The sequence below is a fragment of the Bacteroidota bacterium genome (genome assembly GCA_016714535.1).
Lineage (GTDB): Bacteria > Bacteroidota > Bacteroidia > AKYH767-A > OLB10 > JADKFV01.
The window spans coordinates 768,427-789,280 of sequence record JADKDR010000001.1; the positions used below are offsets into that span (position 1 = coordinate 768,427).

Genomic DNA, 20,854 nt, shown 5'->3' on the forward strand with positions numbered 1-20,854 from the left:
ACACTATTAATTAGTAGTAGCAGTAACTGTTGCAGAGTCGGCTGGTGCGGTTGCCGGCTGCCCGGCCTTTTGTAACTCGCGCACGTACATAACAATTTGCCAACGTTGGTCGGGCAACAGTTGCCCACCATGTGGACCCATTAAGTTCAATCCGTGTGTTATGGTATGATAGATTTTACCATCCGATAAATCGCGCATGGCGCCACCTCGCGATGACGTGCCTGTTGCGTAGGATGGTGGTGCACCTGGAAACTTACCATCTGCAACCAAATTACCATCACCATTACCTTCGGTACCATGGCAATTGGTACAATAAATTGCATAGAGTCGTTTTCCCTCTTCCATATTACGCTTGTCAGATGCTAGCGGATTCGTAGCTTCAACTCCGGCCTTTTCATAACCAGCATTATCTGCGGTATAATTAAAAGCCATAAAACCGCGAGGTATAGAACCTTCGGCAGGTTTACGTGCCGATAAACTATCGGCCGATAAATTGCTAGGTGCATACGTCTCGTAAGCAGGGCCGCGATACATGTCAGGAAAGTATTCGTAGCCCGGATATTTTTTTGCATCGCGACAAGATGTGAGGGCGCTAATGGCCAACAAACAAACTGCTACTGATGTTTTATATTTAAATGTCATACTAATTGTAAGTTCTTAGTTTAAACTATCTGATTTCTAAGGCACCTTCTGCCATAACCATTTTCTTTATTTTCTCAATGTCGTCTTTGCCGCCTGGTTCAATGCACATTACAAAATGATCATCGGTTACGCGCGGGTGAACCACTTCTGGTTCAACACCTGGCAATATTTTACAGCGTAATAAAAAGGTAATAACCATTCCGTGTGCAGCACATAAAACCGTAGATTCAAATGTCACCGGAATAAAGGCAGGCATATTTTTAAAAAACGCATAATTAGGTTTTCCTCCAATATCCATTGGCCAATCAACAATATTCATATACCATATCATTAACAATGCAAGACTGGTACCTGTAATACCGAACATGAATGCACATACGGATATACGGGTACGTTTTAAGCCTAAGGCCTGATCCATTCCATGAATAGGATAAGGTGAAACCACATCGGTAACATTAACTTGATGATGACGCAAGTGCTCCACGGCATGTAAGACTTTGTGTTCATCATTAAAAATTCCAAAAATGGGTGCATTACTCATGATGTGCTGCTCCTTTCTTTACTTGTGATGTTGATGTATGGAAAATTGTTTTTAACTCGCTCATAGCAATTACAGGGAAGAAACGTGTGAACAAAAGGAAAGGAACAAAGAACAAACCCATTGATCCAATAAAGATTCCCATCTCAACCCATGTATTACGATAATATAACCAGCTTGAAGGCACATAGTCACGGTGCAATGAAGTAACAATAATTACAAATCGCTCAAACCACATTCCTACATTTACAACGATACTCATAAAGAAAGTAAACGTTATGTTTCTGCGAAGACGTGAACTCCAGAATAATTGAGGAGAGATTACATTACAACTCATCATCATCCAATAAGCCCACCAATATGGCCCGGTAGCGCGATTGAGGAAACAATATTGCTCGTATTCTACGCCTGAATACCAGGCAATAAAGAACTCGGTAATATAGGCTATACCAACAATGGATCCAGTAAGAACGATGATGCGGTTCATCATATCGATATGATAGATGGTAATATAGTCCTGCATATTAAGCACCTTACGAACAATGATTAGTAAGGTTTGTACCATAGCGAAACCAGAGAAGATGGCCCCAGCTACGAAATAAGGAGGAAATATGGTGGTGTGCCATCCAGGTATAACCGAAGTTGCAAAGTCCATAGATACCACCGAGTGTACAGATAATACAAGTGGAGTTGATAATCCGGCAAGTACTAAAGACATCTCTTCGAAACGCTGCCAATTTTTTGCTTTTCCTGTCCAACCAAAAGAAAGAATCGTGTACCAGAACTTCATTGATTTAGTTTTGGCGCGGTCGCGCACAGCTGCAAAGTCAGGCAGAAGTCCTGAGTACCAAAATACGAGAGAAACCGTGAAATAGGTAGAAATTGCAAATACATCCCAAACAAGTGGAGAGTTAAAGTTTGGCCATAGCGAACCAAATTGATTTGCAAACGGGAACGGCCAATACATTAAATAGGGTCTCCCCATGTGGCCAAGAATAAAAGATGCTGCACAGATTACGGCAAAAATGGTCATGGCTTCGGCACTGCGATTTATACTCAGCCTCCACTTCTGACGAAACAGTAATAAGATAGCCGAAATCAATGTGCCAGCGTGGCCAATACCTACCCACCATACGAAGTTGGTAATATCCCAAGCCCAACCCACTGTTTTATTTAATCCCCAAACACCAATACCGGTAGCGAACGTGTAAGACAAACAAATTACCCACCATAACAATGCGGCACTGGCAACGGTAAAAGCTACCCACCAGTATTTGTTTGCCTTACCTTCTATCGGTCTGCAAATATCTTCGGTGATTTGGTGCATGGTCTTGTCACCTGTAATCAGCGCGGGCCTCAAGGGCGATTCTGTAACGTGCATAGTTTTGCTTCTTTATCTTTTGCAGTAAGTTCTGCTAATTATTTATCCTTTTTGTTAATTCGTTTATGCGTGATGCGACTCATCGCGATTCCAAATTTTAGTTTGGTAGAATACGGATGGTTGCACATTTATTTCTTCAAGTAGCCAATAGCTGCGCTCTTCTTTAAACATGGCGTTTACTTTACTTTTTTCATCCTTGGCATCACCAAAAACAATTGCATCAGTTGGGCAGGTTTGTTGGCAAGCGGTTTTTATTTCTCCATCCTGAGGCCTGCGGCTCTCCTTTTTAGCTGTAAGTTTTCCGTCCTGAATACGCTGAATACACATAGTGCATTTTTCCATTACTCCTTTGCTTCGCACGGTAACATCAGGATTAAGAACCATTCGGCCTGTTTCGCTAGTTTGGTTAAATGGATAAGCCGGATTTTCACTATAATTAAACCAATTAAATCTTCGTACTTTATATGGGCAGTTATTAGCACAATAACGGGTGCCGATACAACGATTATAAGCCATCATATTTAAGCCATCGGTACTGTGTGTGGTGGCAGCTACAGGGCAAACCGTTTCGCAAGGTGCATGGTTACAATGCTGGCACATCACAGGCTGAAACATTACATGGGGATCATCGGCTGTAGGTACTTCCAATTGACCATACATGTCTATTTTGCCAATATCTTCTTTTTTGGCTCTGGCTTTGGTCATATCAGAAGAATAATACCGGTCGATGCGAATCCAATGCATCTCTCGAGCATTATTGATTTCAGTTTTTCCAACTACAGCTACATTATTTTCTGCCTGACAAGCTACCACACAGGCTCCACAACCTATACAAGAGTTTAGGTCTATACCCATTTGCCAGTGATGTATATTTTTTGGATGTTCAAAATCCTTCTCGGTAGCCCACAAGTCAATATCTTTTGGTCTTTGTTTACCTTCTGGTGTTGCTACGGTAAGGTCTGCGTTTCCGGCTTTAGCATCTTTTTTCCATTCTGCCAAAGTTGACTCCTTCACTATCTCTCGGCCCATCATGGTATGATGCGTTTGGGTAGCAGCCAAGGTATAATCATCATCGGTTGTTTTGGTCATGGTACCAGATGCATAATATTTCATACTGCCATTACTGATAGCGACAAATGGATATACGTTTTTACCTATCCCATCGCCAGCAGCACCAACTGCGGTGCGCCCGTAGCCTAAGGCAATTGCAACTGTATTATCAGCCATTCCCGGCTGGATAAATACAGGAAGCTTTTCTGACTTATTACCAACTTTTATTTCTACTATGTTGCCCTGATTCAATTTTTTGGCATCGGCCATCTTAGGACCAACACAAACGTAATTATCCCAACATACTTTGCTTATAGGGTCGGGAAATTCTTGTAACCAAGGATTATTAGCATGCGAACCATTTCCAGTTCCGGCTTTTTCATATAATACTAATTCAACATCACCTGCTGATTTTTCACTACTGATTTTGCCCGCAGCCGCATTTACATCGCCTGCAAAGGTTCCAAACAATGGAGCTACAGCATCATAGGTAACAACACCATCCTGAATTGCCTTATTCCAGCTTCCAAAAGCTGAAGCTGCAAAATTCTGACTCCATTGAGCCTGCATATAATCATGAAAATTAGTAACTGCACTACCAGCCCAGGTAAGCAAGCTTTCCTGTGCCTGACGCGTATCGTACAACTTACTTATAGCAGGTTGCACAAAACTGAATGTGTTTGTATACGGCTCTAAATCGTTCCACGACTCAAGAAAATGACTGTCGGGGCAAAGGTATTTACATGCTTTAGAGGTTTCGTCCATGCGGTCGTTAAACGAAATACTTAGGCTCACTTTTTTTACTGCCTCAGCAAATGCTGCTCCATCGGGAGCGGAATAAGCCGGGTTGCAGTTATAAATAATAACAGCAGCAATACTTCCTGCACTCATTTCGCTTACTAATGCTGCAAAATCGGTATCGTTGCCTTGTTTATAATTGCACATGCGGCCACTATCGATAGTGCTTCCGTATGAATTTAATAAGGTATTTATTGCATTTACAATAACCTGCTCACTGCTATCATTGCTGCCACTAACTACAAGTGCTTTTCCACGGGCATTCCATAATTCATTGGCAGCACTTTCAATTTTTGCTTCAGCGGCTGTCTTGCCTCCGCTAACTGCTGAGCCACCGGCCTTTGCTACTAGTTTGTTATATAAAGCAATGGTAGTTGAGCCAAGTTCACTTGGCTTAACACGCACACGCACATCAGCATTGCTTCCTGTTAACGACAAATAGCTTTCGAACTGGAAGTGGCGCGACATGCTCTTTTTAGATTTATTTATTTTGCGGTTGCTGGCATATCCACGAGCATGCTCTACCGGAGCCAACCAGGTACCCAAAAAGTCGCAACCAATGCCGACAATAACATCTGCATTTTCAAAACGGTAAGCAGGTATACCTGCTTTGCCAAACGATTGAAGATTGGCGGCAATTATACCATAATGTGAAATAGCATCGTATTGCACATGCTTAGTTGTTGGATATTTAGTGGCAAACTCACCAATTGCTTTTAATGTTGATGGACTTGCAATAGATGACGATAATACGCGTATCTGACCACCGCGTGTAGCAATATCTGCTAATTTATTTTTAATATCAGTATCAACTGCGCTCCATGTTGTAGGCTCTCCATTTGTAAAAGGCCTGCGTGCACGGCTATCATCATACAAGCTCAATACAGAGCCCTGAATCCTTGCGCTGGCTTTACCTGCTGATATTGGTGACAAGTCGTTACCTTCGATTTTAATAGGGCGACCTTCACGGGTTTTAACCATAATGCTTGCGTACTCATGACCATCATAATATGAACTTGAATACCAATTAGGTACACCAGGAGTAATCTCTTCTGGCTTTACCAAATATGGAATTGTCTTGCGCATGGGTGCCTCGCACGCAGCAAGGGTTGCTGCTCCTAATCCAAAACCTAAAAACTTTAGAAAATCTCTTCGCGAAGTAGCGCTTTCTTCCTTCGCTTTGTTTTCTACAGCCTTGGTAACCGGCAGATGTTCAATAAATTCGTTATTCTGGTGTTTTAAAAACTCCGGATCACGATTTAGCTCTTCCAGTCCTTTCCAATATACTTTGGTCATAGCTCTTTTGATGTATTTGCTTCTTCCTTTTTTAAAATTAGAGATCTTGATTTAAAGAAAAGGTAAGCTTTGTTTTTAGTTTACTTTTATTTCAATATTTTTAATAATGGCAACGAGCACAATCGGTTCCGCCAATCTTCTCTACACTAATTTTGGCGTCTTTTCCATACTGCTTATGCAAATTTTCCATGGTCTTTTCATCATAATATCCGTTGCCGGCTGCTGCAACTTCGGTGGTGCGATGACAATCGATACACCAACCCATGGTAAGTGGCTGATCCTGCTTAAGCACTTCCATTTCCTCTACTTTGCCGTGGCATTGTGCACACTCAATTTTACCTGCAACAACATGTTGCGAGTGATTGAAGTACGCCAAATCGGGAAGATTATGAACTCTTACCCATTGAATGGGCCTTTGATTCGGACCATATTTACTGCCATCCCAGTCTAATGCTGCGTATATCTTGCTAATCTCTTCAGCGCCATAATTGGGTCCTTTTTTAATTCCCTTATGGCAATTCATACACAAGATAGCCGAGGGAATATTTGCGTGCTTACTTTTCTCAACTCCGCTATGACAATACTTACAATCGATAGCATTATCACCTGCATGAAGTTTATGTGAGAATTTTATAGGTTGATCAGGCTCATATCCTTGTGTCACACCTACATCCTTTAAAGCGTACCATCCTTGAACACTGCCTAAAAGACCCCCAATAACAATAATAGCTGCAATTAATTTTTTATTTGAACGAATCCAAGTTTTGTAAAATGCTTTGCCTCTTAATACAATGGGATGCGGAATTCCTTCTTTATTACGTAATGCCGACTCGAGACTTTTTTGAACTTTGCTTAAAGAAATAGCAAGAAAGATGAGAATGGCAGTAACGGTAAGTAACAACCAAGGAAAACCTTGCTCTTGCGCTACAGGAGCAACTGTGCTGGCACCGGGAACTGCAACAGGGTCCTTAAAATCTTTTACATACTTTAAAACGGCCTTAATTTCTGCATCGCTCAAGTTTTGCGAAGTCATTACGGCACCGTTATATTCTTTGAAAATAGCAACCGCATAAGGATCCCCAGACTTCACTACAGCCTGAGAGTTGCGTATCCATTTTATGAGCCAATCTTCGGGCCTGCGCTTATGCACGTCCTTCAATCCTGGACCTATAAGCTTTTCAGCATTGGCATAATGGCAACTGGCGCAATTCGTTTTAAACAAGGCTTCGCCATCCTGACTGATGGCTGAAGTACAGAAAAATGTAAATACGACCAGTAAGAGAAATCTTTGAATGCGAATAAGAGGTGAATTCATAAGATAAGAGTTTGATGGCGAGCAATGATTTTCATTGCTATTCAAGGCACCACCTTTTTTCAACGCGCAAATGTAATACGAAAACATATTTCCCAAAATAAATGTTAACTTTTTTTACAAAACATATTTTAACCATAGATAAAAAGGTAAACTTTGTTAAAACAATTGATAGGCAAGAGTTTGGGGATTGCCTCTACTATCCGGTGTATTTCTATGTTTAAAATAGTAGTTTAATATGTAGGTTATCGTTTACCTCCACATAATTTATGCTTGTAATTTTTTGCATCGGTATTCAATGTTAAAGGTGAGTATATTGAAACATCTTAAGTAATTCCATTTGTTACTTGATTCCTATTTTTTACATTTCTTTCAATTTGTTGTAAGAAAGACAAAGAAATGTATTTGTAACGCTTACCATATATGAAAGCAATGGTTAATTGCAGTTAATTAAAATCACTGATGAGCTATACATGCTTCATAAAAATGAAAAAACAGGTAATGATTGGTTTATTACCTGTTAAATTTGAATTATAAAGTCACCTTCTCAATGCTGCACCACAAACTTTTGCCAATATCTATTACCTTCAGTTAGAATGCTGATACTATACAATCCATTTGGCAAATGGCTACAGTTAATCTGGTAATTCGCAGTATTCAACTTTTCACTTTTCATTCTTAACTTTTCACTTCCCATCCCATCATATACAGTTATCGTTACATTATTGCCATCCAACTCAGTTGGCAAATTGAAATTAAGAATATCAGAAGTAGGATTGGGATAAACCAATAGCTCGGTTTCATTTGGAATTTCTATTTGGCTGGTGAAGATGGTGTTGCCGAGGGAGTCGGTTTTAAAAACAACTAACGCATTCTTCCAAATACCAAGCTTAAAATAACCACCACACATTGCATAGCCTTGGTCGAATGTTTTTATTAAAGAGTACATGTTATAATTGTAACCAATGGGTGGCACATTCGCGGTTTCCCATAAAACATCGCCATTTTCATTAAAGCAAATCAAATTGGGGCCACGCAAAGCTACATAGGTATCGTTATATCCTTTCATTAGCTTGATAATTCCGGGTTTATTATTATAAGTATATGGCCTTGTCCAAATTGTATCACCAGTATAGCGATCTATTTTCATCAATTCATAATCCATTCCATCGCAACCTACTAAATAATTAGAATCTTTCATCTGCACTAACCCTCCAGTGCAATTCCCATCCCAAAAGCCAATATTGTCGCCATACCATTTGCTCCATAAAATGTTACCGGAGGTATCTATTTTTTGCAAATAATATGGTTTTAGAACAGTACTATTATTGCACCCCAACATTACAAAATTACCATCATAGTCTTCCACAGTTTCCAAATTACCAGGAGCAAAACTTGGAGCATTCCACATAATTTGCCCCAAGCTATCTACTCGCAAAACACTGTAGGTAGTTGCCCATGTATTGGTTAATATATAACCATTTTGGCTTATTTTAGTAACATCGGTTACATATCCTTGTGGAAAATTTGGAAAATAATAAACCCAGTAATCACTAGTATCGCTTGTTTTATAATTATACTTTACAATATTAATTTGTTTTTTGTTCAATATAAACATACTTGATGCGACACATTCAGAATCATTTTCATAAACTAAACTATACATTGCTCCAATTGAGTCAGTTTTGTAATAATTTATACTATCACCTTTACTATTAACTTGAAAAACAAAGGATTTACTTGGGCTAATTGAATAACCTCCAATAATTAAAGTTGAATCTAACATTTGTAAAATGCTAAAAGGATAAAAGCTACCTGAATTCCCTCCTCCAAAATAAATTTTTGAAAATAAATTTGGCTGTGCATTACAAAGACTAATACTTATTGCAATACTTATTGCAACAATTTTTAAGGACCTTTGCATATATTAATTAAAATTAAAAGTTACAGGCTTACATAATGTTTCACCACTAGCAAGTAAAATTTTCACCATGAAAAGTCCTGATAGATTATTTTCATTCTTAATGGTATAACTTCTTTGTGTTGAGCCTGATTCTAAAATAAAATTGCCGGTACACTTACTTCCCTTTATATCTATAATTTCAATATTGCTGATAGTTGCGTGATTCTTAAAAATCGTAATTTGAGCATAGTCCTTTGCTGGGTTTGGTGCTATCAATATTGGATTGTCTTCCAAAGCAGTAATTTTATTTGTTTCAGTTGTTTCACTATATAACGCAGGTGGCAATTTCCTTAATGGAGTGCAATCATAAACACATAGATTGACATCTCCTGACCTTCCTGGAATTAGTAGAGCATGATTAGCATTTAACAATGCACCATGACTTAATGCAAATAATTCTTCATCATTATCAAGCCCATATTGAAACCAATCAAAACGATAAAGTTTGGTATAGCCAAAGTTTGTATAAGGATCTATATCAACTGCATTTGGGCCACTGGTAACCCACTCATTTAAGAACCATTGCCAAGTAAAGTACTTTTCTATTAAGGGTAAGGCCACAATTTTGGGGTTGCCACTATAAGTTGACAGCGTTGGCCATGTATGATTACTCCAATAACAAAGTCCCATAAGAACATCGCCTAAGATGGCATAATCATCTTGAACATTTGCCTTTGATTGGAGTTGTTCATCAACTACAAAAAATGGAATCTCAACATCTATTTCTTTATTTTCCATTAGTAATTTTTTATAAAATTAATATTTTCTGACTCTAATAACATTAATGCAACACTACAAACTTCTGCCAATATCTTTTCTCTTCTGTTTGCATGCTGATACTATACAATCCATTTGGTAAACTGCTGCAATCAAATTGATATTGCTTCGAACTCAGCTTATCGTACTTCAATAAAGACTTTTCACTCCCAAGTGCATCATATACAGTTATCGTTACATTATTGCCATCCAACTCAATTGGCAAATTGAAATTAAGAATATCAGAAGTAGGATTGGGATAAATCAATAGCTCGGTTTCATTTGGAATTTCTATTTGGCTTGTGAAAATGGTATTGCCAAGGGAGTCGGTTTTGACAATTAACACACTTTGGATAGTAAATTGTGGATTATATAAATATCCGCTATACGCATAACCACCATCCATTGTTTTAATTAAATTTAAGGGGTAAAAACCTTTTCCACTTTTGTGGAAGGTTAAATGGCCTGCAAAAAGGTATCCCCATTATAATTAAAGCAATAAAAAACACTCCTCCTAATAGCAACATACTTATTATTGTTGCTTTAAAAATTTCATGCAAACCAATATCATTGAGTTTGTGGTTCTTGTCCAAATTGTATCACCAGTATTTCGATCTATTTTTATCAGATGGCAATCTTGCATAATTATCGAATTAAGATAATTTGAATCATTCATTTGAACAAACCACCAATTAGTATAGCCACTAAAATATTGCCAGTTGTTGCCATAAGTTCTATCCCAAATTACATTGCCTGCACTATCCAATTTGCGTACATGGTAAGGGTCTATAGATGTGGGGTCTGCACCCACTTCAATTATATTACCATCATAATCTTCTATGCAATTTATAATGCCGGCCATCGGAGTTCCAGTATGCCAAATAATTTGTCCATTACTATTTAGTCGCATGATATTGTAATTGCCTGCCCAAGTATTAATTAGCAAAATATCACTGTTTTTTAATAAAAATATTAATCTAGAATAACCTGTAGGATAGTTGGGAAGGAAATAATTCCAATTGGAAATAGTGTCGCCATTAATTGAACTTACCTTAGCTAAATTGATATACTTATTCTTCGAAAATATCAGGGGTGTAACCAAAATAACGCTATCGTTTTGCTTGGCACTGTAATATACAACAGAAGAGTCCTTCAAATATGTTCGATAATATGTAGAATCTCCATACTTGTTTAATTTAAAAAAAAACGCATTGCCGGGAACTAATCCCGAGTAATGATATCCCATAATTACAAATCCTGAATCTGCAGTTTCAATTAGGCTGGTTGGTAAGTGCTTTCCTTGTTTAAAATACTCTTTGACAAATTTAATATTTTGCCCAAAACAAAAACTAATGCTTAAACTGAGGATGCAAAACATTTGCATCCTTAGTATTTTATTTTTTATTCGCATCTATTCTGAAATTAAGTGTAAGGTAGTATTAGCAATTCTATTTGCTGCGGTTGTTACCTGTACATGATAAAGCCCACTCGCAAGTTCGGTTTTCTGTGCTTCTACATTTGCTACATTGCCATTCACTTCAATAGTGAAAAGCGGGGTAACATTTTTTCCCTTAGTTTGGTGAAAACGCCAAACTAAGGAAATTTTTCTTCTACTTTGTTAGTTACCATTATTAATTATTTCATATTAAAGACGTTATTACTACGACTTTACTTTTCGGCAACATGTTACCGTTGCACTACAAACTTTTGCCAATATCTTTTCTCTTCAGTTTGCATGCTGATACTATACAATCCATTTGGTAAACTGCTGCAATCAAATTGATATTGCTTCGAACTCAGCTTATCGTACTTCAATAAAGACTTTTCACTCCCAAGTGCATCATATACAGTTATCGTTACATTATTGCCATCCAACTCAATTGGCAAATTGAAATTGAGAATATCAGAAGTAGGATTGGGATAAACCAGTAGCTCGGTTTCATTTGGAATTTCTATTTGGCTGGTGAAGATTGTATTGCCAAGGGAGTCGGTTTTCCCAACGAATATGGTTTCATAAGGGCTTGGCAATTCACGAATTGATCCACAATAAGCAAAGCCGCCATCTTTTGTTTTTATTAAATGTGCAATATCGGCATAGCAGTTCTGTGGAAGGTTATATGGCCTTGTAAAAAGCGTATCTCCATTATCATCAAAAAAGTACAAACTGTGTAGCCCAGTAGCAACATACTGATTATTGTTGCCTTTAATTAAGGCAGGAAAGCCAAAACCCATTGAGTTTGTGGTTCTTGTCCAAATTGTATCACCTGTGTACCGATTTATTTTTATTAGATGGTAATCTTCTGCAACACACGAAATAAGATAATTTGAATCATTCATTTGAACAAAACCACCAATAGTATAGCCACTAAAATATTGCCAGTTGTTACCATAAGATTGATGCCACAATATATTGCCAGCACTATCCATTTTTTGCAAATGAGATGTTTTTAATGCTGTACCATTATTTCCACATAATATGATATTGCCTTCATAGTCCTCTTTGCAGTACCAAGGATAGGGCATGGTGCTGGGCGCGCTCCATTTTATTGCTCCTGTACTATCAACTCGTAATACACTGTACGGGCCGGCACTCATATTCGTTATGATTATGTCATTATTGAAAAGTTTATTAATTCCTCTAATGTAAGCATTGGGATATTGACTAAAATTGAATTTTGTATAATCTGATGTATCCATTGAAGCATAAGTAAATTTCGTGTAACTAATAAAGTTATTAGATAGTAAAAACATATTTGCCGCAATAAGTTGCGAATCATTAAGGAATGCAATTGCTGAGATTGTTCCAAATGAGTCTGTTTTAAAGTAACTGATCGAATCGCCAATGCTTGAGATTCGAAAAACAATTGAGTTTACAGCTACACTTTGAGTTCCAATTGCCCCACTTATTACCAAACTGCTATCAGCCATTTCATTAAATCCATAAGGATAGTAATATCCTTGATCAAAATATATTTTGCTAAACATAGTTTGCTGGCCAAAACTTGAAAATGCAGTTGCAACTATTGTTGCAACTGCTAAAATTATTTTGTTCATAACTACTCGGCAATTAAGTTTATAGAACCTATAACTGCTGCACCTTTATCAGAAACAACTTTAATAAAATACAATCCTTGCAAGGCATTTATATTTTTTATCCTAATTTGTTCATGGTCAGTATTATCAATTTCAAACTTACCAGTGTAGTCTATACCTGTGGAGCTGATTATCTGAATTGCCTCTATATTTGAAAACTCGAAATTTGATTGTAAAGTAAACCATTTGGACGCTGGGTTAGGTATAGCTTGCAACCAATTCATAATTTGCAACTCTTTTATTTCAATTTTTTCTGATTCGGTTTCAAAAATAATTGGATTGGCAAAACGCTCAGTACAAGGGTCAATGAAGCATATATTAGTATCACCACTGCGAGTAGGCTGCACTATATGACTTGCATCCATCAATTGTGCATGGCTTAGGCTCATTATTTCATCATCGGTATCAAGGCCATATTGAAACCAATCAAAACGATAAAGTTTGGTATAGCCAAAGTTTGTATAAGGATCTATATCAACTGCATTTGGGCCACTGGTAACCCCCTCATTTAAGAACCATTGCCAAGTAAAGTATTTTTCTATTAAGGGTAAGGCCACAATTTTGGGGTTGCCACTATAAGCAGATAGCGTTGGCCATGTATGATTACTCCAATAACAAAGTCCCATAAGAACATCGCCTAAGATGGCATACGATGTAGTGCAATTTACATGATTTTTGCTGCGCAAATACACACTGAAATTTATGTTTGTATAGGCCAAGTTGCCAATCAATTCTAATCGCCTTCTTTGTCTTTGCTGGTCGGTTTCCATATTGTTTGCCGATTCCCCTTTTAAAAAACAAGATGGCGACTTATTTATATTTGGTGAATTTGCTGCATTATCCCGATTAGAATAATTTATACTATAATTATCAAATCCTAAATTATTTAAGATGGTAATTTCCTCCTTACTATCATCTAAATCTGTTACGTTATTGCTATTACCTGCATTTGTAATATTAAAATATCCATGCGGCCAATCGCTGATGTTTACTGGATTGGTTAACTTATCGTCTGTAAACATGATGTCGTTTAAGTAACATTCAACATAGTTGATTTTGTTTGTTTGATTCCTTGCATTAATAAATGCGCTTGCTAACGGTTGCCACATATCCCAGCCATGCTTGGCAAAGGTATAATCTATGTCAAAGGTAATTGAACCGATTGTATAGTGCTCACCATACTTAGGTGCAAAGTATTCATAATCGAGCATGAGTCCATTAAACCGTTGTTTAGATGGAATGATATTTTTATTCCAATATATAAAAGCATTTAATATTTCAAAATGATTGATTGTTCTTCCATAAGGTTCATCAGCCTCATAATTATTTCCTGTACAATTTGTAACATCATAATCACTTGGCGGATCCTGATCAAGCCATTGAGCTAGTACTTTACTTACTCCACCGATGGTATATAGCCTTTGTATAAGATATTTAAGCTTACCACGCAAGGTGCTTCCATTTTCGGGATTGCAAGTAGGATATTGTGAAAATGCTCCCCCGCCTGATTTTGTATTATCTTCTCTTATTAAATCTTGTAAATTGCCTATAACTACAGTTTGTATTTTTGTTGCTTTACAATATTGTACAAAATCTTCTATTTTAGTCAAATGCGATTTGTTGCTATCATCAAGTAGCAAAATTTTATCGTCTCCTTGTTTGGAGGCATTAAACTTCCAACAACTCATTAGCCAAATACATCTTGGTACTATATATGCACACTTGTTGGCATTACCAATCCACATATAAGAATTGTTGCTACCCGAATTATTATCTGTTACCCCTGTTACAATAATTTCTCCATTCTCATCAAAGCAAACGGCTTTAAATTCATCATCATAGCTGCTGCCATAGTTAAACTCCTCTACCATATCGCCATGGTCGGTAGCGCGTACTAAGTAGCCTTGTTTTTGATTTTCAATTGTAGCCGTACTTCCAACTATAGCAAATGAGTAATCTTTAGATTCTGCCACATCGTAGGCTACATCTTCGGCCGCTCCTCCATAGGTTTGTTTCCAAATTAAGTCTCCATCCTCCCAAATTTTTAGCAACAGCATATCAAAATTATTGGTAGCATTATTATTTGATTTTCCTGCTATTACATATCCATTGGTTTCTAATGGTTTTATACTATAAGCTATTTGATCGCCTGGTTCCAAGTATTTTTTACTCCAAATTTGATTGCCTATTGAGTCGGCACACACAACATATAAGTCTTGGTCAACGCTATTGCTTGGCAATCCGCTGCTGCCTGCTATTATATATCCTCCATCACTTGTTTGGGTTACACTATACCCTGTTTCGTCAAAGGCGGTGCCATACGTTTGGGACCATTGAAATATGCCATTATCATTATATTTAACTGCGCGCATATCTCTACCACCTGCACCTACACTGCTTGAACCCTACTACCAAGTAGCCATTGTCTGTAGTTTGCATTACCGAATAACTTCCATCGGCTAAGGTGCCACCACTGGTGCGTGTCCAGTCTATGGTGCCATTTGCCAATAATTTTACAAGAAAAAAATCTGCATTGCCACTACCAAAGCTTTTGGTATAACCGGCAATAATATAGCCACTATCAACTGTTGGTTTAATACAATAACCTTCGTCATCGGCACTGCCTCCAATAGAGCGGGTAAATAATGTATCGCCAGCATTATTAACCTTACACACATATATGTCTTTATACCCATCAACAATACTGCTGCCGCATACGATATATTCATTATTGGGTAATGTTGCAATGGCATTGCCGGTACAATTAAATCCATTGTTGGTTTTAATTTCAAAATTAAAACCTTGCGCATGGGTTATCTGCTGTTTCATAACTAAAGAAGAAAAAAAGAAAATGAATAGAAATAATTTTAGCTTACGAGCGAGGTAATGTGTGTGTGTGTGTGTGTGCAAAAATTACACCAAACGTACTACTGTTGATGCTTTCAACTTGGCATACAGCAACCGGTACATAACCGGATTTCGAATTTTGTTTTTTCATTTTACATTAATTTAATTTGTTAATATGATGAATAAATACAATGGGATTTAAAGTAAGACCACGTTGCGATTTTTTGTAATACAAATTAAACGAAAAATTTTTGGATGGTGCAAGAGAAACAAAGTAAAATGTATGTACTCGCCTATTCGAGTTCACTTGGGAAGTAAAATACACGGTTATATAATATGCTTAACTATTCAACATACAATCTATTAAGCCAAAGCGCTCTTTGCCAACATTGCGCGCTTTACCATTCTCAATTCGTTGTATGTATATTTTCCGGGATGCATATTCATAAAATCAGCCAATCCTAAATCAGTGTTGTTTGCTAATATTTCTTCTATCTCGTTTATCTTTTCCAGGTTTATTATTTCTTCTAATTTCAATTCGTTGCGGCCAACCAAATCATAAATATGTTTTTCGATGGTGCTATATGCTAATCCACGCGTTTGTGCAATGTCAAACAAAGTTCTACCTTCTTTAAATAAATTGCAGGTATCCTGTAATGATGAGTTTATAGTTTTGGGCTGAGCAATTTTTTCTATTTCAATTGGCATACTTTCTTCTTGTGCTATACCATTTTTGCGGCAATAGGCAGCAATCAATTCCAACAGCTCTTGGCCAAATTGTTTGACTTTCGTTTTTCCAATACCACTTACTTTTAACAATTGTTGTTGAGTTTGTGGTTTTACTTCTGCAAGCTGTGTTATGGCAATACGGCTTAATATCATGTAATGAGGCAGGTTAGCTTCTATTGCTTTTTCATCACGCCACTCGCGCAAGATGGTATATAAGCCATCATCCACATTGGATGAATCTGCATTGCTTGCTATGTATGTCATAGCCATTTTCTTTTTAGTTGGCTTGATTGCCTTTTCTTTTTCAAAATCTAATTCAGCATTTGCTTTCGATTGCATATAGGCTGTTGTAGTAAATCGCGTTAGGCATGCCCTGCAAATTACAATTTTAGTAAACACCTCGAAGGCAAGTTTCTGATGCAGTTCTTTAAATAATTTTTCAAGCTCTTTATTGTCGGTATCGACCACCATCTCTTTTAAAGGCGCATAAAGAATGCTAGCTAATTTATCTTCCATATAAACGCAGGCTTTGCTCCATCGCGCTTGTAATTCATGGTTATCTTCGGGCAAGGTAATGTTATCGAAATAGGCTCGCAGAGTCGGAACAAATTTTTCGGCTACCGAAAATACATGCTGATCAAAATCAGCAATCAGCAAATTAATATCTACCGGTGCCACCGAAATGGTTGAATGATTACCATTTAAAAAATGTTGCAAACGTTGCAGTGATTTTTGGATGCTGTTCATGGAAAAGAAATCTTCCATTAACTGTGTCTGATAGTTCTTTTTCTCTTCCATCAATTCTTGTTCGGTAGGAACATTTCTGCGTATCTCCTCCGAATAATTATTAATTCTGGAATCAGTTTTAACCGAAGTGGAAGTAATAGGAGAGTGTAACAAAAGACCTTCTAAGGTGCGGCAACGACTAAGAGCCACCCACTCATTTGCAAACGAGAGCCAGCGTCTATGATGGCTTTATCAAAAGTTAGTCCCTGACTTTTGTGTATGGTTATTGCCCATGCAAGCTTCAATGGCATTTGTGTAAAGGTACCGGCAACTTCTTCCTGAACTTTATTTTCGGTATTCAAGGTGTATTTGGTATTTTGCCATTCGATGGGTTCGGCATAAATTATTTCTTTTCCATCGCATTCAACTTTTATAAGGTTGTTTTCCTTATCAATGAATTTTATAACACCAATTTTTCCATTATAATATCGCTTATCTACTGAGGGGTCATTTTTAATAAACATAACCTGCGCACCGGTTTTGTAATAAAGAGTTTTGTCAACCGGATACATGTTTTCAGGAAAATCTCCATAAATGGAAGCATCAAATGAATAAACGGTAGAATTAATGCCATCGAGCTTTTCCTGGTTGATACGATTGGCGGTGTTGTTATGCGTAGTAAGAGTTATGTAGCGATCCTCATCGGGCGGCAGTACCCCGGGCAGGTATCTTTTATTTAGTTGTTCAAGTGTGTATTCATCTAACTCATTATCGCGAACGCGATTGAGTAAATTGATAAAATGCTCATCGCTCTGCCGAAATACTTTTTGCAACTCGATTTTAACAGGTGGCATTTTTTGTAATGCATGGCTCTCATAAAAATAGGGGGAGGCATAAAGAGTTTGCAGCATAATCCATTCATTATCTTTAACAATTGGCGAAAGCTGATTGAGGTCACCAATCATTAGCATTTGTAAGCCTCCAAATGGCATATTGGTTTGCCTCACTTGTCGTAACACCTGATCGATGGCATCTAGCAAATCGGCACGACACATGCTTATTTCGTCTATCACCAGCAAATCGAGAGCGCGTATCAGTTTACGTTTAGTGCCGCTAATTTTAAACGACAAAAAATTATGTGAGCCAGGCGTAAAAGCACCAAAAGGCAATTGAAAAAACGAATGGATGGTTACACCACCTGCATTGATAGCTGCCACACCCGTAGGTGCCACTACGGCCATGCGCTTGCTGCATTCCTTTTTTAGTTTATGTAAAAAGGTAGTCTTGCCCGTGCCGGCACGGCCGGTTAAAAAGACGCTCTTGTTTGTATTAGTAACAAAGTCCCAGGCGAGTTCTAAATATCGGTTGGTTTCCAATTTCTGCTTTCAATAATGATAGGCAAATTACAACATATCCTTTTGCAAAATCAATTTTAAGATATTAACGAGGCTAAAATTGACAAGGTATTGAGTCTATTTGCCTGACTGATGCCAAACCTTTCGCACGAAATGTTTATTTCCGGCAACCACATCAATCAGGTAAATTCCATCTTCCAAGTTGCGCATATCAATACGTGCCCGGCCTTGCCCAACATCTGCGGTAGTTACCACTTGCATGATTGAATTATAAACCAATACTCTTGGTGTGGTTGCTACATCTTTAAAAAGCATGTTAAATATTCCATCGTTTACAGTAATAGTTAACAAATCTGATAGATCAGAATCAGGAATTGCTGTATTGGTTATAAGAACGGTATTACTTGCAACAACGCACCCATTGCTATCACTAATTAGACAATAGTAGCTTCCAGTTTGAGTAGGCTGGTAATTTTGCAGTGTGGCGTTAGGGATGGCATTAGGAATAAGATACCATTGATACGAATTGGCAGGAGAGCATGTAAGCCAACCATTATTGTAGGTTATTACAGGTGCTGTGGGCAACTGATACTCGGTAATAAAAGCTGTTATGGTAAGCGAATCGCAACCGTTAGCATTGCAAGCAACTAATTTTACATCAAACTGCCCATACGTAGGATAGTAAATACCGGTAGGATTTTGCATCGTACTTGTAGATGGCACCGCTCCCGTGAAAGTCCATTGCCATGTGGTTGGGTTATTGGTGCTGAAATCGTAAAAGTCGATGGCATTTTTATCGCAGAAGCTTGTATCGCTAGAGCCGAATGCAATGGCGGGTGCTCCGCCAACAACTTCGAAAACACCCATATCCGGGTTTACATCCGCAGGTTACTATCAGGTCTGTAGTAGCATAACCACTTGTTGTTTGTAGATGATAATCACCAATAGTTTGGTTTACAAAATCTGGCGAGGTGGTGATATTACCTATTACGCTTGTAATAGGCCCGTTAAAATTTGAGACACAAGAATGGTGCAATTCGCTTTGGTATAGTGTGCCACCCTGATTATCCAGTAAATCGGCGGAGCCGGTTTGAATAATTGAATTGTAGATTAAAAAAATCGCTCCATTGGCACGAAACATATTTTCGCCAGCAGGAAAAGATGACGTATTATTTGCAACAGTGCAGTGTTTCATAATCACATCTGAGCTATAATTGGCAACAATACCTCCACCTCCAACAGTGCCGGTACAATCATTATGTGTGACCTCCAGATTTTCAAAATAAACGTAATTAACGCCATAACTAAAAGCCTCAATAATGAAAATACCTCCGGCCAAATCAAAAGCTTTGTTATTGCGAACAATTGTATTTTTAATGATAGGCCTACATTGCCTCCACGAACATATTCCACCACCCATACTGGCAGTATTATTTTCAACAATTAAAAAATTCAATGTTGGCGAAGAGCCTGTAGATGGTGCTCCCTGATTAAAAGCACTAGGGCTATCAATATGTATTCCTCCACCCGCAATAATATTGAAACCAAGGTAATACCACCAACTGCGCAATGTTCCAGTTCCATTTTTAATTGTAAAACCCACTAATTGTGCTGCATTGGTTTCCATATCAACAAAACGCACGGTACTTAGTGCCGCACCCGAACCATCAATAAAAGTAGTATAGCGGTCGGTTGCAGGATTGGGGGTAGTTACTACAATGTCCTTGCCCATAAAAATTATATTCTCAACATACGTTGAATTGGGTGTAACCATTACCGTATCGCCTGTAACAGCAGCGTTGATGGCGCCTTGAATCGTAGGGTATTGTGAAGGCACCAACAATTGCGTAGCACTGCAAAACTGATATACCAAAAAATTTATCGTTAATAATAAAGTTTTTTTCATAGGATTTTAGGATTTGATAGTGCTAAGAAACAAATTTTCATATTTAATACAAAAACAAAGTAATAGCCATCAGGTGTATTATGATGGATAGCATTATATTTGCCGGCAATAATCCGTGGAAAAACACCTCCATATCATTTCCTTCGACATACCTTATCCCGCAAACTACGGAGGAGTAATTGATGTGTTCTATAAAATAAAAGCACTGTCGGCTATAGGTATAAAAATCCATTTGCATTGCTTTGAGTATAACCGAGCTCCACATGCCATATTAAATGAGCTATGCACCGTGGTGCATTACTATCCTCGAAATACCGCGCGCAGCAAGCTTTTTAACAGGCAACCTTACATTGTGGTATCGCGCACCTCAGATGATTTAATAAAAAACTTATTACATGACGATTATCCTATCTTGATGGAAGGACTTCACTCTACCTTTATACTCAATGATGAACGGCTTGC

The 20,854-nt window shown here is 37.8% G+C and carries 17 protein-coding genes; 1 reads left to right on the top strand and 16 read right to left on the bottom strand.

Annotated elements, in window-relative coordinates; all coding sequences use genetic code 11:
- Window positions 1-6: 6 nt before the first annotated feature.
- The 16 genes from IPO27_03210 to IPO27_03285 all read right to left on the bottom strand — a co-directional run bounded on the left by IPO27_03210 (window position 7) and on the right by IPO27_03285 (window position 20,392).
- Entirely contained in the window at window positions 7-642 is a 636-nt protein-coding gene (locus IPO27_03210) for a c-type cytochrome (protein MBK8845609.1), read from the bottom strand.
- A 25-nt stretch (window positions 643-667) separates the two neighbouring features.
- A complete protein-coding gene (locus tag IPO27_03215) occupies window positions 668-1,183 on the bottom strand; it encodes a DUF3341 domain-containing protein (protein MBK8845610.1) in 516 nt (171 codons plus the stop codon).
- Window positions 1,176-2,561 carry a polysulfide reductase NrfD gene (gene nrfD, locus IPO27_03220; protein MBK8845611.1) on the bottom strand — a complete coding sequence of 462 codons (1,386 nt, stop codon included), beginning with the start codon at window positions 2,559-2,561 and terminating at the stop codon, window positions 1,176-1,178. The genes IPO27_03215 and nrfD overlap by 8 nt, the downstream gene beginning before the upstream one ends.
- Before the next feature lie 63 nt (window positions 2,562-2,624).
- A complete protein-coding gene (locus IPO27_03225; GenBank protein MBK8845612.1) occupies window positions 2,625-5,705 on the bottom strand; it encodes a TAT-variant-translocated molybdopterin oxidoreductase in 3,081 nt (1,026 codons plus the stop codon).
- A gap of 100 nt (window positions 5,706-5,805) precedes the next feature.
- Window positions 5,806-7,020: a c-type cytochrome gene (locus tag IPO27_03230; GenBank protein MBK8845613.1), complete on the bottom strand. Its 1,215-nt coding sequence runs from the start codon at window positions 7,018-7,020 to the stop codon at window positions 5,806-5,808.
- A 544-nt stretch (window positions 7,021-7,564) separates the two neighbouring features.
- The gene (locus IPO27_03235) at window positions 7,565-8,941 is read right to left on the bottom strand and encodes a T9SS type A sorting domain-containing protein (protein MBK8845614.1); all 1,377 of its coding nucleotides are present in this window, start codon (window positions 8,939-8,941) and stop codon (window positions 7,565-7,567) included.
- A 3-nt stretch (window positions 8,942-8,944) separates the two neighbouring features.
- Window positions 8,945-9,718 carry a hypothetical protein gene (locus IPO27_03240; protein ID MBK8845615.1) on the bottom strand — a complete coding sequence of 258 codons (774 nt, stop codon included), beginning with the start codon at window positions 9,716-9,718 and terminating at the stop codon, window positions 8,945-8,947.
- A gap of 43 nt (window positions 9,719-9,761) precedes the next feature.
- Window positions 9,762-10,142, bottom strand: a complete 381-nt coding sequence (locus IPO27_03245; GenBank protein ID MBK8845616.1) for a T9SS type A sorting domain-containing protein — start codon at window positions 10,140-10,142, stop codon at window positions 9,762-9,764.
- A gap of 126 nt (window positions 10,143-10,268) precedes the next feature.
- Window positions 10,269-10,982, bottom strand: a complete 714-nt coding sequence (locus IPO27_03250; protein MBK8845617.1) for a hypothetical protein — start codon at window positions 10,980-10,982, stop codon at window positions 10,269-10,271.
- Between the two features lie 440 nt (window positions 10,983-11,422).
- Complete coding sequence (locus tag IPO27_03255; GenBank protein ID MBK8845618.1) at window positions 11,423-12,790, bottom strand: T9SS type A sorting domain-containing protein; 1,368 nt, start codon at window positions 12,788-12,790, stop codon at window positions 11,423-11,425.
- Between the two features lie 2 nt (window positions 12,791-12,792).
- Window positions 12,793-15,201, bottom strand: a complete 2,409-nt coding sequence (locus IPO27_03260) for a T9SS type A sorting domain-containing protein (GenBank protein ID MBK8845619.1) — start codon at window positions 15,199-15,201, stop codon at window positions 12,793-12,795.
- Window positions 15,202-15,205: 4 nt separating this feature from the next.
- Window positions 15,206-15,658 (bottom strand): hypothetical protein, encoded by a 453-nt coding sequence (locus IPO27_03265; GenBank protein ID MBK8845620.1) that lies wholly within the window; start codon window positions 15,656-15,658, stop codon window positions 15,206-15,208.
- Window positions 15,659-16,039: 381 nt separating this feature from the next.
- Window positions 16,040-17,305 carry an HRDC domain-containing protein gene (locus IPO27_03270; protein MBK8845621.1) on the bottom strand — a complete coding sequence of 422 codons (1,266 nt, stop codon included), beginning with the start codon at window positions 17,303-17,305 and terminating at the stop codon, window positions 16,040-16,042.
- A gap of 8 nt (window positions 17,306-17,313) precedes the next feature.
- Window positions 17,314-18,507 carry an AAA family ATPase gene (locus tag IPO27_03275; protein ID MBK8845622.1) on the bottom strand — a complete coding sequence of 398 codons (1,194 nt, stop codon included), beginning with the start codon at window positions 18,505-18,507 and terminating at the stop codon, window positions 17,314-17,316.
- 96 nt (window positions 18,508-18,603) lie between these two features.
- Window positions 18,604-19,353: a PKD domain-containing protein gene (locus IPO27_03280; GenBank protein ID MBK8845623.1), complete on the bottom strand. Its 750-nt coding sequence runs from the start codon at window positions 19,351-19,353 to the stop codon at window positions 18,604-18,606.
- Window positions 19,301-20,392 (bottom strand): hypothetical protein, encoded by a 1,092-nt coding sequence (locus IPO27_03285; GenBank protein ID MBK8845624.1) that lies wholly within the window; start codon window positions 20,390-20,392, stop codon window positions 19,301-19,303. The genes IPO27_03280 and IPO27_03285 overlap by 53 nt, the downstream gene beginning before the upstream one ends.
- A gap of 115 nt (window positions 20,393-20,507) precedes the next feature.
- On the opposite strand from IPO27_03285, the gene IPO27_03290 reads away from it, so the two are divergent.
- A partial coding sequence (locus IPO27_03290) for a mannosyltransferase (GenBank protein ID MBK8845625.1) occupies window positions 20,508-20,854 on the top strand: 347 nt, incomplete at its 3' end.